The organism is Paraglaciecola sp. T6c (assembly GCF_000014225.1).
Lineage (GTDB): Bacteria > Pseudomonadota > Gammaproteobacteria > Enterobacterales > Alteromonadaceae > Paraglaciecola > Paraglaciecola atlantica_A.
This window is the reverse complement of the sequence record NC_008228.1, coordinates 4,501,653-4,517,451: the sequence shown is the minus strand read 5'-3', so window position 1 is coordinate 4,517,451 and position 15,799 is coordinate 4,501,653. Positions and strand designations below refer to the sequence as shown.

The 15,799-nt window shown below is 45.6% G+C and carries 14 protein-coding genes; 11 read left to right on the top strand and 3 right to left on the bottom strand.

Going from position 1 to position 15,799, the window contains the following annotated elements:
- Positions 1-7: 7 nt before the first annotated feature.
- Positions 8-4,474: a glutamate synthase large subunit gene (gltB, locus tag PATL_RS19195; protein WP_011576463.1), complete on the bottom strand. Its 4,467-nt coding sequence runs from the start codon at positions 4,472-4,474 to the stop codon at positions 8-10.
- A gap of 630 nt (positions 4,475-5,104) precedes the next feature.
- Between gltB and arcB the strand changes: the two genes are divergently transcribed.
- From arcB to rplI, 4 genes are all read left to right on the top strand, one after another.
- Positions 5,105-7,450, top strand: coding sequence for an aerobic respiration two-component sensor histidine kinase ArcB (arcB, locus tag PATL_RS19190; protein ID WP_011576462.1), 2,346 nt, complete (start codon positions 5,105-5,107; stop codon positions 7,448-7,450).
- A gap of 216 nt (positions 7,451-7,666) precedes the next feature.
- Entirely contained in the window at positions 7,667-8,071 is a 405-nt protein-coding gene (rpsF, locus tag PATL_RS19185) for a 30S ribosomal protein S6 (protein ID WP_191917690.1), read from the top strand.
- Positions 8,072-8,082: 11 nt separating this feature from the next.
- Positions 8,083-8,310, top strand: a complete 228-nt coding sequence (gene rpsR / locus PATL_RS19180) for a 30S ribosomal protein S18 (protein ID WP_006991716.1) — start codon at positions 8,083-8,085, stop codon at positions 8,308-8,310.
- A gap of 26 nt (positions 8,311-8,336) precedes the next feature.
- Complete coding sequence (gene rplI / locus PATL_RS19175; RefSeq protein ID WP_011576461.1) at positions 8,337-8,789, top strand: 50S ribosomal protein L9; 453 nt, start codon at positions 8,337-8,339, stop codon at positions 8,787-8,789.
- Between the two features lie 73 nt (positions 8,790-8,862).
- Here the strand turns inward: rplI and PATL_RS19170 are convergent, their stop codons facing one another.
- Positions 8,863-9,594: an MOSC domain-containing protein gene (locus PATL_RS19170; protein ID WP_011576460.1), complete on the bottom strand. Its 732-nt coding sequence runs from the start codon at positions 9,592-9,594 to the stop codon at positions 8,863-8,865.
- A gap of 29 nt (positions 9,595-9,623) precedes the next feature.
- Between PATL_RS19170 and PATL_RS19165 the strand changes: the two genes are divergently transcribed.
- The 3 genes from PATL_RS19165 to PATL_RS19155 are packed head-to-tail and all read left to right on the top strand — an operon-like array spanning position 9,624 to position 11,703.
- On the top strand, positions 9,624-10,190 hold the full coding sequence (locus tag PATL_RS19165; protein WP_011576459.1) for an RNA polymerase sigma factor: 567 nt from the start codon (positions 9,624-9,626) through the stop codon (positions 10,188-10,190).
- The gene (locus PATL_RS19160; protein WP_011576458.1) at positions 10,183-10,716 is read left to right on the top strand and encodes a hypothetical protein; all 534 of its coding nucleotides are present in this window, start codon (positions 10,183-10,185) and stop codon (positions 10,714-10,716) included. Before PATL_RS19165 ends, PATL_RS19160 begins: the two co-directional genes overlap by 8 nt.
- 21 nt (positions 10,717-10,737) lie before the next feature.
- A complete protein-coding gene (locus tag PATL_RS19155) occupies positions 10,738-11,703 on the top strand; it encodes a DUF4097 family beta strand repeat-containing protein (protein WP_011576457.1) in 966 nt (321 codons plus the stop codon).
- A 61-nt stretch (positions 11,704-11,764) separates the two neighbouring features.
- Here PATL_RS19155 and ispB read toward each other — a convergent pair whose 3' ends face one another.
- Positions 11,765-12,736 carry an octaprenyl diphosphate synthase gene (gene ispB, locus PATL_RS19150; protein ID WP_011576456.1) on the bottom strand — a complete coding sequence of 324 codons (972 nt, stop codon included), beginning with the start codon at positions 12,734-12,736 and terminating at the stop codon, positions 11,765-11,767.
- A gap of 239 nt (positions 12,737-12,975) precedes the next feature.
- Here ispB and rplU point away from each other — a divergent pair, with 239 nt between their 5' ends.
- The 4 genes from rplU (at position 12,976) to folA (ending at position 15,561) form a co-directional block, all read left to right on the top strand.
- Complete coding sequence (gene rplU, locus PATL_RS19145) at positions 12,976-13,287, top strand: 50S ribosomal protein L21 (RefSeq protein ID WP_006990965.1); 312 nt, start codon at positions 12,976-12,978, stop codon at positions 13,285-13,287.
- A 15-nt stretch (positions 13,288-13,302) separates the two neighbouring features.
- A complete protein-coding gene (gene rpmA, locus PATL_RS19140; protein ID WP_006990966.1) occupies positions 13,303-13,560 on the top strand; it encodes a 50S ribosomal protein L27 in 258 nt (85 codons plus the stop codon).
- 173 nt (positions 13,561-13,733) lie between these two features.
- A complete protein-coding gene (gene cgtA / locus PATL_RS19135; protein WP_011576455.1) occupies positions 13,734-14,927 on the top strand; it encodes an Obg family GTPase CgtA in 1,194 nt (397 codons plus the stop codon).
- 118 nt (positions 14,928-15,045) lie between these two features.
- Positions 15,046-15,561 carry a type 3 dihydrofolate reductase gene (gene folA / locus PATL_RS19130; protein ID WP_011576454.1) on the top strand — a complete coding sequence of 172 codons (516 nt, stop codon included), beginning with the start codon at positions 15,046-15,048 and terminating at the stop codon, positions 15,559-15,561.
- Positions 15,562-15,799 lie beyond the last annotated feature (238 nt).

Genomic DNA, 15,799 nt, shown 5'->3' with positions numbered 1-15,799 from the left:
CTGCTACTTATTGGGCCTGAATGCTAAGTTCTGATGATGAGCGACTAATGTGCCCCAACAGATTTTTCACATTACTGGTCTTAGGCTTAATTAAGCGGAATTTAGACAACACTTCATTGAAGTTGTTGAGTAAGCCCATGGCGTACTCGCTGCCTGTTTCTTCGTAGTGTTGATTGATGAGGCCACGCAAGTGCTCAGACAAAATAACCTTGTCTTCAATGCCCATAATCTCCACTAGTTCAGGGTTGATACGATGTTCAATATCGTCTAATACATCCAGAATGTAGGCAAAACCACCTGTCATACCTGCACCAAAGTTAACGCCAACGGCGCCAAGGACCGCAACAATACCGCCTGTCATGTATTCACACGCGTTGTCGCCTGTACCTTCTACAACCGCGACAGCACCTGAGTTACGGACACCGAAGCGCTCACCTGCACGTCCCGCAGCGAACAATTTGCCGCCTGTTGCACCGTACAAACAAGTGTTACCCATTATCGCGCTCACATGTGGGTCAAAGCTGATGTTGGTTGGGTTACTGATAACCAATTTACCGCCTGTCATGCCTTTGCCTACATAATCGTTGGCATCGCCCACTAAGTGCATTTCAAGGCCACCTGCGTTCCATACACCAAAGCTTTGACCGACTGTACCGGTAAGCTGAATGTGAATAGGCGCGTCGTGCATGCCTTGGTTGCCATGTACTTTAGCAATTGCACCAGAGAGCATGGCTCCCACTGAACGGTCAGTGTTGCGAACGTTGTACTTTAACGATGCACCGCGCAATGAAGCGACGGCACCTTGAGCGTCATTTAAAATTTGTACGTTCAAGTCGCCTTTATCCAGAGGGTTATTGGCAATTTCTGAACAGAACAACTTGGTATGCGTACCCGCTTTTGGCTTAGCCAAAATAGGGCTTAAGTCCAAATGGCTTTGCTTGGCGGTTACACCAGGCAGTATTTCAAGCAATTCCGTACGCCCAATCAAGTCATCAAGCTTGGTTACACCAATAGATGCCATGATTTCACGCACTTCTTCGGCAATAAACTTGAAGTAGTTCATTACCATTTCGGGTAAACCAATGAAGTAGTTTTCCCGTAGTTTTTCGTCTTGAGTTGCTACGCCTGTCGCACAGTTGTTCAGGTGGCAAATTCTTAGGTATTTACACCCTAACGCCACCATTGGGCCAGTACCAAAGCCGAAGCTTTCAGCCCCTAAAATGGCGCCTTTTATTACATCTAGACCGGTTTTAAGGCCGCCGTCGGTTTGTACGCGTACTTTGTGGCGTAAACCGTTTTCAACCAGCGCTTGTTGGGTTTCAGCAAGGCCAAGCTCAAACGGACTACCAGCATACTTAACAGACGTTAGTGGGCTCGCACCTGTGCCGCCGTCATAACCTGAAATGGTAATCAAATCGGCATAGGCTTTAGCAACACCGGTAGCGATGGTTCCCACGCCCGGCTCAGATACTAATTTCACTGAAATTTGTGCAGTCGGGTTAACTTGTTTCAAGTCAAAAATTAACTGAGCTAAATCTTCGATAGAGTAAATATCGTGATGAGGCGGCGGTGAAATAAGCGTCACGCCTGGCACGGCAAAGCGTAGCTCTGCGATGTAGCTGTTGACCTTGTCACCCGGTAACTGACCACCTTCACCTGGCTTGGCACCTTGGGCGACTTTGATTTGAATCACTTCAGCATTGACTAAGTAATGCGGCGTGACCCCAAAGCGACCGGATGCGACTTGCTTGATCTTGGAGTTTTTCTCAGTGTTGAAACGCGCTGGATCTTCACCGCCCTCACCTGAGTTTGATTTGCCACCTAAGCGGTTCATCGCAATCGCCAAGGCTTCGTGAGCCTCAGGGCTCAGTGCTCCGATTGACATAGCAGCGGTATCGAAACGCTTGAATAAGTTTTCAGCCGGTTCAACTTCGCTAATATCAATTGCTGGATTTTGCGCTTTAAGGGCAAGCAAATCACGGAAGTGACTGGGGGAGCGTTCATTCACCAGAGTACTAAACACGCGATAATCGTCGTACTTACCACTGACAACCGCTTTTTGTAAGCTGGTGACAACGTCTGGGTTATAAGCGTGATACTCACCGCCATGCACGTATTTTAATAAACCACCGTGATCGACAGGCTTGCGTTTTAACCACGCCACACGGCTTAAGTTAATTTGGTCTTGTTCGAAGTCTTCAAAACCAGCGCCTTGTAAACGACTTGGCACGCCTTGGAAGCACATCTTGGTGACGTCAGCATTGATACCAATGGCTTCAAATAACTTTGAGCTACGGTAGCTGGCAATGGTGCTGATCCCCATTTTAGACATGATCTTGTACAGACCTTTATTGATGCCTTTACGGTAGTTCAACACGCCTTGCATAGCGCTGACGCCAAGTTCACCTTTATCTGCCATTTGCTCGATAGATTCATACGCTAAGAACGGATAAATCGCAGTAGCACCTAAGCCTAGCAATACGGCAAAGTGGTGTGGGTCGCGAGCCGATGCGGTTTCAACGACTATGTTGGCGTCACAACGAAGTGATTTGTCGATTAAGCGACGTTGCACCGCACCAACAGCCATGGCTGCAGGGATGGTTAAGCGGTTCGCTTTGACATTGCGATCAGACAAGATAACAAACGCAGCACGTTTAGTTTTGACCAAATATTCGACTTCATTACAAATTCGAGAGATGGCTTTTTTCAGACCTTCTTCTGGCTTGTAGTTTAGGTCAACCACTTCAGAATAGTAATGCTCAGCATTGTATTCGCGCAGTTGCTTTAAATCGGTATAAATTAATACGGGTGAGTCAAACAATACACGATGAGCGTAACCTGAGGTTTCACTAAAGACGTTTTGTTCACGGCCAATACACGTGGCTAACGACATAACGTGATTTTCACGTAGTGGATCGATAGGCGGGTTAGTGACCTGAGCAAACTGCTGACGGAAATAATCGTAAATGGTGCGCTGTTTTGACGAAAGCACGGCCATTGGGGTGTCATCACCCATTGAACCCACCGCTTCTTGACCATCTTTCGCAAGCACTTTAACAATTTGCTGAAGCTCTTCGTAGCTGTAGGCGAACAGCTTGTGGTACGTGGCCATCATGTTGTCGTCAAACACACGTTGACCAATTAATGAGGCATCGCATTGCTCCACAGGCGTTAAGCGACGAATGTTTTCGTCGATCCATTCGCGATAAGGATGGCGGCTTTTGAGCTCTTCATCAATTTCGTTAGAACGCCAAATTTTGCCGTTGTAGGTATCAACCGCCAGCATTTCACCTGGGCCTACACGGCCTTTCTCGACCACGTCTTCAGGTTTGTAATCCCATATACCAATTTCAGAGGCAAGAGTGATTAAACCATCTTTGGTGATGACATAACGTGCAGGACGCAGACCGTTACGGTCCAAGTTACAGGCAACGTGACGACCATTGGTTAATACGATACCGGCGGGGCCGTCCCATGGCTCCATGTGCATGGAGTTAAACTCGTAAAACGCGCGTAACTCGTCGTCCATGGTGCTGTTGTTTTGATATGCAGGTGGCACAAGTAAGCGCATAGCGCGGAATAAATCCATACCGCCAGCGAGGAACAGCTCAAGCATGTTATCTAATGAAGACGAATCTGAGCCTTCAGTATTCACAAAGGGGGCTGCATCGGCTAAATCAGGCAACAACGGGGTAACGAATTTGCTGCTTCGAGCTTGCGCCCAATCACGGTTACCACGAATAGTGTTAATTTCACCATTATGAGCTAAGAAGCGGAAAGGCTGCGCCAATGGCCACTTAGGCAAAGTATTAGTGGAGAAGCGTTGGTGGAATACACAAATCGCCGATTGCATGCGCTCATCTGCCAAGTCTAAATAGAACTTTGGCAAATCTTTTGGCATAACAAGGCCTTTATACACAGTCACAAGCGTGGATAAGCAAGCGATGTAAAATTCGCTGTCTTCGCTCATGCGCTTTTCAGCGCGGCGACGTGCCATAAATAAGCGGCGTTCTAAGTCTCGTTTGCGCCATCCAGAAGGCGCATTAACAAAAACGTGCTCAATTTGTGGAACACCTGAAGCGGCTAAATCACCTAGTACAGAGTGATCTGTCGGTACCACACGCCAGCCAGCAACGCTCAATGTTTCGCGTTCTAGCTCTTCGTTCAAAATTTCACGGCCACGGGCCGCTAAGGTGTCGTCCTGATTGAGGAAAATAACCCCTACACCGTATTTTTTACTTAATTTCCAACCGTTTTCAGCGGCTATTTCTTTAAAGAACGCATCCGGTTTTTGAAGTAGCAAGCCGCAACCATCCCCGGTCTTACCGTCGGCGGCGATACCACCACGGTGCTGCATGCGATCCAATCCTTCAATTGCAGTGATGACAAGCTTGTGGCTGGCTTCGCCTTGGGTATGGGCGATTAGACCAAATCCACAGTTGTCTTTGGAATCATTAGGATTATATAAACTCATTGACGTAACTCCTTCAACCGACGACTGGTCAGGGTTGTGTTTTAGGTTGCTGCTGTATTTTTCTATAGCGCTCACGGGTAAACTTTGGCACACAAAAAAAGTGGCCTAATTGCGCCATGTCACGCTATGTATTCTTGTCGTTTTTATTATTGGGGATACCAGTCGAGTATCGAATATTTATACTAAGCAGGCCGTACAAAATACCGAGTTAAAATATATAAATCAATTGAGAAGTGCGAACTTGCTTGAAAAATCCTTACATTAAGTTGGGTTTTACTTATTAACTTCATGTTAAACAGTAGGTTAAGCCTATTCCATTTACTTGGTTATATCCTATGAAATAAAGGTAGTGTTTGCTGTAAAGTGTTAATAAATAGTTAATTTAAGCCTCCGCAAACACCCAGTTCTCCATTGCTATGAGAATAATTATCCAAAAAAACTGCATAAAAAGTACGCGTATCGATGTGGGAACACTGCTAGAACCTGCCAACAGCGGTGAGATATCTCATTTACACACAGAATAAGCCTACTTAGATTGCCATCGGCCACCAACGATTATCAGTTGACCCTGTGGTCGAACTTGCTAGCATGTCGCGCTTACAGCCTTACATTTAGATTTGAGAGCGATACATGCAGCGAGAAGAATCAGTAGAACCTTGGGCCCTTCGATTCGCCCAGTTTATCAACCGTTTTGGCACCCTGCGTGTCAGCGTACTGTTCGTTATTCTGACCCTAGTGTTTACCATGACCGGTACGTATTTTTTGCGCATTTACATTATTGGTGATGTAAAGCTCGAAGACTTTATGAGTGCGATTATTCTGACCATAGTCAGTGCCCCATGGGTGTTATTTTTCTTCAGTGAGTTGGTTAAGCAGCTTGAGCGCTCCAGAGAGCACCTATCGGACGCTGTGACACAACTTGAACGGCTTCGCGAAGAAGATATTTTGCTTAGCCGAGAGCTACAAAACAATATTAAACAGCTAAATTACGAAATTGAGCAGCGTAAAAATGCACAAGAAGAACGTGAAAATGTATTTGTAGAGCTAGAGAACGAAATTAAAGACAGAGCCGAAAAAGAAGAACAGGCTCTGCGTTTATCGACGTTATTACGCTCCATTATCGATGCCTCGCCTGATTTAATTTACTACCGCAATGAAGAAGGACAATTTGCCGGTTGCAACCGCGTCGCCGAGCAAATGACCGGACTGACTGAAGCTGAATTAATTGGTCTAACGCCGCACGAGGTGTGGGAAGAAGAGTTGGCTCGCCAAGTGGCGGCGAGTGACCAAGAAGTCTTAGAGAACGATGTCAGTATTACCGAAGAGATTTGGCTGCGCTTCGCCGATGGTCGCCGTGGGTATTTTGAAATGCGCAAGGTACCTTTTTATGACAAAGACAATAAACGCTTGGGATTATTAGCGTTTGGACGTGATATTACTGAGCGTAAACAAGCTGAGAATATTGTGGCTAAGGCGAGTAAAGATAAAACTAAATTTATCGCCACGATCAGTCATGAATTGCGTACGCCTTTAAACGGCATCGTCGGTTTAAGTCGCATGCTGCGTGACACCAAACTGGATAAAGAACAATTTGCTTGGGTCAGTACGATTTATGCTAGCGGTATTACGTTAGGTAACATTTTCAATGACATTATTGATATTGACCGCATGGGACGTGACAAGCTTGAGCTGTCTTTAAAAACCGTATCTATCAAAGATTTTACAGAAGAATTAAGCAGCATTATTAAGTTACTTGCGGCAGATAAAGGCCTTGCTTTTGATACTGAGATAAGAGAGCCGCTTCCTGATTTTGTCGAAGTTGATGGCACCCGGTTACGTCAAATTCTGTGGAACTTACTGTTCAATGCGGTCAAGTTCACGCAAAAAGGCAAGGTCAGCCTGAGTGTGGAAGCGCAAACCTCAGGCGATGGTATCAGCCATGTGACATTCCGTGTGGGCGATACCGGCGTGGGTATTCCGCAAACTGAGCTCGATAAAATATTCGCCATGTATTACCAAGTGAACTTGCCTGAGCATCAAAGTGCCACGGGCACAGGGATAGGTTTGGCTATCTGTCAGCAAATGGTGTCGCTGATGAACGGTGAAATTAAAGTCAGCAGTGAAATAGGTAAAGGTACGTGCTTCTCGGTGGAGTTACCCTTGCCCATTAGTAATCGCCCGATGCAAGTGGAAGAGTTGCAAGTGCGTGGCCTGAATATCTTGTTGGTAGAGGATATAGAGCTCAATGTAATGGTCGCAAAAGCGCTTTTAGAAAAACTTGATCAGCATGTCGATGTGGCGATGACAGGTGGCGAAGCGATTAAAATGGTACGCGATAAACAATATGATTTGATTCTGCTTGATATTCAACTACCAGACATGACGGGCTTTGATGTCGCAGCTACGTTGCACGAAGAAAGCTTGGTGGAGCAAACCAGTATCGTCGCTTTGACAGCGAATGTGATTAAGCGCCGTCAAGAATACCTTGATAGCGGTATGGATGACGTTATTGCTAAGCCGGTTAAAAAGAGCCGAATCATTGAAGTCTTTAATTCACTCTTTAGTGAACAGCCGTATGAATCCCACAAACCCAAAGATGAAGAGCCTGATAAAGAGTTAGACGCAATATTGGATTTGGATTTACTGCAAATGTTGGTGGATACCATTGGCCATGAAATGGTCAGCACCAGTGTTAAAGTGTTCGAAGAGAATATGCCTGTTTATCTAGATATTTTGCAGCTCAGCTTAAGTGCCAGTGAAAAAGATGAAGTGTGCTCCCAAGCCCATAAAATAAAAGGCGCAGCTGGGTCTGTTGGCTTGGCTAGAGTGCAGAAAATTGCCAACCAAATACAGCAGGGCGACCACCCCGCATGGTGGGAAAATGTGCATGATTGGGTTGAAGAGCTGACCTTTGCCGCCGAAGAAGATATGAAAAAACTCGGTGACTGGCTAACTAAGCAAGATATAGACGATTAAGGAAGAGAGCCGCGAAGTTAGGTGAGTCACTTTATTTAAATCGTCTCTATTTATCTAAACATCCCGCTTTATAGGGCATAAGCATAAATATAGCTTGTGCCCTTCGACCAGTTTATATACAATTCGCGCCGCTTAAAACAGTCACCTTAATTTTAGTTCCTTGTCTCCATACAGTTTGACTGTGCTGTCGAGGCTACAACCGTGAGGAGCAATATGATGCGTCATTACGAAATCGTATTCATGGTTCACCCTGACCAGAGTGAACAAGTTCCTGGTATGATCGAGCGTTATACCGGAATTCTTACCCAGAATGGTGGCACAATCCACCGCATGGAAGATTGGGGCCGTCGTCAATTGGCTTACCCTATCGACAAATTACATAAAGCACACTACGTACTTATCAACGCTGAAGCTTCTGCTGAAGCAGTTGAAGAGCTAGAGACTGCTTTCCGTTTCAACGACGTTGTATTGCGTAACCTTGTTATGCGTACAAAAGATGCTGAAACTGAGCAATCGCCAATGGCTAAAGAAGAGCGTCGTGAAAAGCGTGACGAAAGACCGTCTTCTGAAGACAAGTCTGCAGAACCAGAAGCAGCTACTGCTTCTGACGAACAAGAATAAGGAGACAAAAAATGGCTCGTTTTTTTAGACGTCGTAAATTCTGCCGTTTCTCAGCTGATGGTGTTGTTCAGATCGATTATAAAGACATCGCTATGTTGAAAAACTATGTCACTGAAAGTGGTAAAATCGTACCTAGCCGTATCACTGGAACTAGCGCTAAATATCAGCGTCAGTTGTCAACTGCTATCAAGCGCGCGCGCTTCCTAGCATTGCTTCCATATACTGATTCTCACAAGTAACCCTAGCGAAATTAAGAGGTAGCAAGATGGAAATCATACTACTAAACAAAGTCGCCAACCTGGGCGGCTTGGGTGACAATGTCACTGTAAAATCAGGCTATGCACGTAACTTCTTGTTCCCTCAAGGACAAGCTGTTCCTGCTACTAAAGCAAACGTAGAAAAATTTGAAGCACGTCGTGCAGAGCTTGAAGCAAAAATTGCTGAGCAGCTTGCAGCGGCAGAAGCTCGTGCAGCGAAAGTTGCTGAGTTGGCTGAAGTGACTATCGCTTCACCTGCTGGTGACGAAGGCAAATTGTTCGGATCTGTCGGTACTCGCGACATCGCATTGGCAATTACTGCCGCTGGTGTTGAGATTGCTAAATCTGAAGTTAAATTGCCTACTGGTACTTTACGTGAAACTGGCGAGTTCGAAATCGACCTACAGTTGCACTCAGAAGTAACGGCCACAATCAAATTGGTTATTATTCAAGAAGCTTAATTTAAGCCTGTTTGGATACTAAAAACACCGCCTAGTTGCATTGCACTAAGCGGTGTTTTTTTATGCCTGCAGTTTATTGATTATCGATACGGCGTAGCAGTTTTTGTTGCCATTCTGAGTCTAAGCCTATCGCATTGCTCATTTGGCGTAGTGAATCCGCTGAGGTGTTTTGGTCAAAGTGCTGTTGAACAAAAGATGCCACTGATAAAGTTGCATTGGGACGCTCAACAAGTGTGATGCTGTCTCCTAATGTAATTACCCCGTTTTCAAGCACGCGATAGTACCAACCTGTGATCTGCTGGTTTTTAATGAGCTCGACTAAGCCTTTTTGATTCAGTTTTTCTTCAATCTTCCAGCAGGGAATGCGCGGGGAAGTCACCTGCACTGTAATTTCGCCAACGCGATATATATCGCCAATGTTGACGTTTTTATCATGCATATCGGTGCTTGCAAGGTTTTCACCAATGGAGCCCATTACCACGGTCCTGTGCATCAAAGGGTGGCGCTTTATTATCGTTTCGTAACCATGCAGAGAATATTGGTGTAAAGCGCGCTCAGGGCCACCGTGGTAGCGTTTATCAACCTGAACGTCACCGACAATACCAAGGTGATTTACCTCTGCGCGCTTGACTGGTCGCTTATCAATGCCTGACGGGGCGTGTTTGGGGCCGATGGGGCGGGTAACACCTGCAAATAAACCTAGTACTTTCATATCGCTCTCGTTGTCATTGTCGCTAAACCCGTTGTACTCATTCGCATTTCTTTTTTGTAGCTTTAAACCTTTGTGAGGTAACCTGCGACTCACTTAGTAACCTAGCCAACGAAGATAGAAGATTGACTGAGTATTCGAACGTTGTTGCTGCTAAACATAAGTTTGCCACCGATGAAGAGCGGCAGCTACTGCTAGCAGTAAAAAATGGAAACCGACAGGCATATCATCAGCTGTACCATCAATATATTGGTCAGGTATATGCTTTGTGCTACCGGCTAACGGGAGATAAGGCGTTGGCAGAGGATGCATCGCAAGAGGTCTTTATTCAATTATGGCGGAAAATAGGGGATTACTCAGAGCAAAGCAAGTTCTCGACATGGCTGCATACCGTGACATCCCATATTACGATTTCGTATATTCGTAAGCAGCGTGGCTGGGTTCAGCGCATGTTTAATATAGAAGACTCAAGCGCCGCAAACGACGTTGCTGAACCTTCTGCCGGGGAAGTGGATATTGAAAAGTACGTGACCCGCTTACCTGAGCGCGCTCGTATCGTTTTTGTATTGCACGCCATTGAGGGTTATCGCCATGAAGAAATCGCGCAAATGACCAATATGGCAGTAGGAACAAGTAAGGCTCAATTCCATCGAGCAAAGCAGTTATTAGAGGAGTGGATGGGGTATGCATAAGCCAGATTTTGAACAGGTCTTGCAGGGAAAACTTGCCCAGCTCGACGCACAAAAGCAACCTGAACGTGATTTATGGCCGGGCATAGAGTTGGCGTTAGTTAAGCAAGAAGACGAAGCGGGTAATGTATTCGACCTAAGTGAGAAGAATGCTCGGGCTAATAGCAATAATCGTTATTGGGCCAAGGCATCAGTGTTGGCAGCTGCTGTCGCTATGCTTGCCTTGGTAAGCTGGAAAGGACTGCTCCCTAGTGATGACATGATGAGCGGAGATGAATTAGTGGCCGCTTTAAGCGCTCAGCACGCAGAGCAGAAAAATGCGCTGTTAGTGCAATTTGAAGGGGAAGTCGCACTCACTAACAATTGGCAGCAGCAATTAACCGAGCTTGATAGTGCTGCTGAGGCGATTAAGAAAGCACTGCAAAACGAACCGAATAACATGGCGTTGTTGAAAATGCTGCAAAGCGTACATCAGCAACAGATCAACTTAATAGAGCGTGTGCATTCACCCAAGTGGTCACAGATCTAGTCAGAATGTTAGGAGTGAAAAATGAAACTAATGATGCTTAAAGGGGCGTTCACAGTAATCGGTATCATGACTGTGTTGAGTGTTTCTGCGGGCGAACAGATCGATCGCACCGTTGAAGCAAACCCCAAGGGATATGTGGAAATAGAACACGTCAATGGACAGGCTGAAATACAGGGTTGGGACAAACCTCAAGTACAAGTGAAAGGAACGCTGGGCGAGCAAACAGAGCGGTTTGTGTTTGAGCGCAGAGGCAACGAAGTGTTAATAAAAGTGAAAGTTAAAAACAGCCGCAAGCACAGCAGTCGCTGGAACCAGGATGACGAAGATCAGCTAGTGATTTTTGTACCGCGCCAAAGCCGCCTAAATTACACAGCCGTGAATGCAGATGTATTGCTCAGCGATGTTAAAGGAGGTGTTAGCGCAGAAACGGTTAACGGTGACATTAAGGCCAAGCAGCTGGCTGGACGCTTGCGTCTTGAATCGGTCAATGGCGACATTAACGCCAGCGAACTCCAAGGTGATGTGGCTATTCAGACGGTCAATGGTGATATTCGCTCAAGCAGCACCCAAGGCAGTGAAGATAGATATGAAACGGTTAATGGCGACGTGAACGCAGAATCCAGTAGTGAAGAAGTACGGGCTACCACTGTCAACGGTGACGTAAAACTAATGATGCAGACCGTTAAATATGCCAAATTAGAGACCGTTAACGGTGAGCTAAAAATCGCACTAGCACTGGCTGAAGGGGGAGAGCTTAACGCCACTTCGGTGGGCGGAGAAATTGATTTGAATTTTAGGGAAGGGGTTTCTGCGTTGTTTGACATTCGAGCCCACGCAGGCGGAAAAATCACTAACCGTTTAACCCCAGACACAGTACAAAAAGAAAAATACGGTCCCAGTAGCTGGTTAGCCACAAGTACAGGACAAGGCCAAGGTAAGGTATCTGTGTCAACCGTGAATGGTCGAGTGAGTATTTCGAAGGATTGATTCAACTGCCGCCCGAGAGGACAAGCTCGGGCAAAAATACATCGCTTAATATTATGAATGACTAAGCTACACGCTCAACCGAAATATGGGCTAGGCCAATTAGCGCTTCTTTATAGACTGACTCTTCAATCGGGGATAAAGCATCGATGGCTTGTTGGGAGGCTTTTAGAGCTTGTTGTTTGGTGTAAGTTAATGCTCCTGTTTGTTCCATGGTCTCTAAAATCGGAGTCAGGTTATCCATGCCGTTACCTGTTTCAATGGCCTCGCGAATAATCGCGGTTTGCTGCTCATTACCATGCCACATAGCGTATAGAAGCGGGAGGGTGGGTTTGCCCTCAGCTAGATCGTCCCCCATGTTTTTGCCCATCTCCTCACTGTCAGAAGCGTAGTCCATGATGTCGTCAACAAGCTGAAATGCGGTGCCTAAATACTTACCATAGTCTTGCATAGCGTTTTCGATCGCTTCACTTTGCTTAGTCAGTACTCCAGCTAACAAGGTGGCAGCCTCGAACAAGCGAGCCGTTTTACTATAAATAACCTCCATGTAACTCTCTTCTGTGGTGTCAGGGTCATTACAGTTCATGAGCTGCAGCACTTCCCCTTCGGCAATCACATTGGTCGCATCAGACAATATTTGCATGACGCGCATGCTATCGAGGGTCACCATCATTTGGAATGAACGGGTATAAAGGAAGTCACCGACTAACACGCTGGCTTGATTACCAAACACTTCATTGGCGGTTTCGCGGCCCCGACGCATGGTTGATTCATCAACGACATCGTCATGCAGTAATGTCGCAGTATGAATAAACTCAATGATCGCGGCTAGTGTGTGGTGCTGCTCGGTCTGAATATTCAAAGCCCTTGCCGCTAAGACTGTTAACAGCGGGCGAAGTCGTTTGCCGCCGCTATTAACTATATAAAAGCCAAGTTGATTGATCAGCGAGACATCTGAATTCACCTGCTTTTGGATCAGTTGATTGACTGCGAGCATATCTGGCTCAGCGAGTGAAAGGATGTGGTCTAAATCCATACTTAAAATTCAACTCTGACGATAAGGTATTAATTAGCGTGCGATTTTACAGAAATTACACAGGGTATCCAGCAGACATTATGTAACAATTGCCCGCAAAGACGCGTAGAATATGTGTTGCTGCATATTTGAACAAATAAATTCAATTTGGTACTTGCGACGACTGGACGGTTCACGTACAATTCGCGCCCTGTTTTTGAATATATAGCGCTAAGATTAAGCGCAGAGCGGAGTTAATTATGTACGCGGTTTTCCAAAGTGGTGGCAAACAACACCGTGTGGCTGAAGGCCAAACCGTTCGTCTAGAGAAGATCGAAGTGGCTCCAGGTGAGTCAGTAGAATTCGGTGATATCTTGATGGTGAGCAATGGTGAAGATGTTAAGATCGGTACGCCTTTTGTAAGTGGCGGAAAAGTTACTGCTGAAGTAGTAACACATGGTCGTGGCGAGAAAGTTAAGATTGTTAAGTTTCGTCGACGCAAGCATTCACGTACCCAAATGGGTCACCGTCAGTGGTTCACGGAAGTGAAAATCACTGGTATAAGCGCTTAATAGGAGTTCGAACTAATGGCACATAAAAAGGCTGGTGGTAGTACTAATAACGGTCGCGACTCAGAAAGTAAACGTTTAGGTGTTAAACGTTACGGCGGTGAGTCAGTTTTAGCGGGTAACATTATTGTTCGTCAACGTGGTACTCGTTTCCACGCTGGTAACAATATGGGTATCGGCAAAGATCATACTTTGTTTGCTTTATCAGATGGTAAAGTTCAATTCGAAGTTAAAGGTCCTAAAAACCGTAAATTTGTAAGTATCGTTGCTGAATAATTAGCAATCTTACACAGTTTTAAAGACCCCGCTTGTGCGGGGTTTTTTGTTTGAGACGTCTTATTTATCATTTTGCTTGAATAAGACAAATAAGCACAGTTGTGGTGTAACACCGCAGCAACTGCGAAGTAGTATAAACTCTTTATACTCTTTACTTGAAAGTTGAGTTAACGATGAAATTTGTAGATGAAGCTGAGATCCGCGTAGAAGCGGGTGATGGCGGAGCCGGTACGGTTAGTTTTCGCCGAGAGAAATATGTTCCTGATGGCGGCCCGGACGGCGGCGATGGTGGTGACGGTGGAAGCGTCTACTTAGTTGCAGATGAAAACCTAAACACGCTTATCGATTATCGCTTTGAGAGATTTCATCGTGCTGAGCGCGGTAAGAATGGTCAAAGCGCTGATTGTACTGGCCGTAAAGGAGCTGACCTAGAAGTCAAAGTACCAGTAGGTACTCGTGCAACGGATACCGAGACAGGTGAGCTATTGGGGGATTTGACCAAGCATGGTCAGCGTCTAAAAGCAGCGCAAGGCGGCTATCACGGTTTAGGTAATGCACGCTTTAAAACCAGTACTAATCGCGCCCCACGTCAAAAAACACTAGGTACACCAGGCGATGTACGTATGCTTAAGCTAGAGCTTATGTTATTGGCTGACGTAGGTTTGCTGGGCATGCCAAATGCCGGTAAATCTACTTTTATACGTAGCGTCTCTGCTGCCAAGCCAAAAGTAGCGGATTATCCGTTTACCACACTTGTGCCTAATTTAGGTGTTGTGCGTTTAGATGCCATGAGCAGTTTCGTGATTGCTGATATTCCTGGTTTGATTGAAGGTGCGTCTGAGGGGGCTGGTTTAGGGATTCAATTCCTTAAACATCTTGAGCGCTGTCGGGTGTTGTTACACCTTATTGACTTGATGCCTGCCGATGGTTCAGACCCAGTGGATAACGCCAAAGCGATAGTGACTGAGTTAGAAAAATACAGTCCTAAATTAGCCGCTAAACCACGTTGGTTGGTGTTTAACAAAGTCGACTTGATGTTTGAAGACGAAGCACAAGATCTGTGTAAAAAAATCGCGGATGCCATGAACTGGGAAGGTGAATATTACAGTATTTCCGCAGTGCAGGGCAAAAACACTAAAGAGTTATGCATCAAGGTAATGGACTTTATTGAAAGTTTACCCGAAGACGCCATTGAAGAATCTGATGACGAAGAAGTTGGCTTTAAATGGGATACTTACCATAAAGAGACAGTGGAAAATTATGAAGACGACGATGATTTTGATGACGACGATGATGATGACTTCGATGGAGACGATGATGATGACTTCGATGGAGACGACGATTTCGAAGTGATTTACCAAAAGTAAGCCGCATATGGGTTAGCTGTGAGTGCTCTGTAAAGAGTGCCATATTAAAAGAGCTCAGCTAACCTAGGTTTACCGAGTGAATAGCAAGTAATGTAGTTGAAAAGTAAGGTGTTCTAGCATGGCAAAGATAGCTATGGTTGCTGCAATGGCAAACCAACGAGTCATTGGTCTTAATAATCAGATGCCTTGGCATATGCCTGCAGATCTAAAACACTTTAAACGTATCACCTTAGGCAAGCCAATTGTGATGGGGCGAAAAACGTACGAATCAATTGGCAGGGCTTTACCCGGCCGCCTCAATATTGTTATCACTAGCGATCAGAACTATCAACTGGCAGATGCGAGCATTGTACATAGTTGTGAGCAAGCAATTGCTGTAGCCACGTCACATATGCAAAATGACGGAATGCCAGAGCACGACCAAGAAGTGATGGTCATTGGCGGGGGAACGGTTTATCAGCATTTTTTGCCCCACGCTAATCGTTTATATTTGACCTTTATTGATCTAGATACCCCAGGGGACACTTACTTTCCAAATTACTCGGATGGTGCATGGCAAGAGATTGAAAGTGAATCTAACGACCCTGATGAGAAAAACCCCCATTCATATCGCTTTGTTACCTTAGCTAGGTAACCTCTTTGCCTGTTTAGCATCGTTGACTGAGCGTCCTACAAATGTAAACCGATACATATAACCATATGTTCATCTGGAAGTGATGCTAGGTATCAGCGTCAAAGTGGGGTGGGGGCGTGATTAAAGCCATTGACGCCCAGCGCTAGATTGCCTCACATGGCAATCGGGATAAATGGCACAAACGATGCTCCGAATATTTTCGCTGACACTTTGCCCCAGCTTTTATCTCGCCACATAA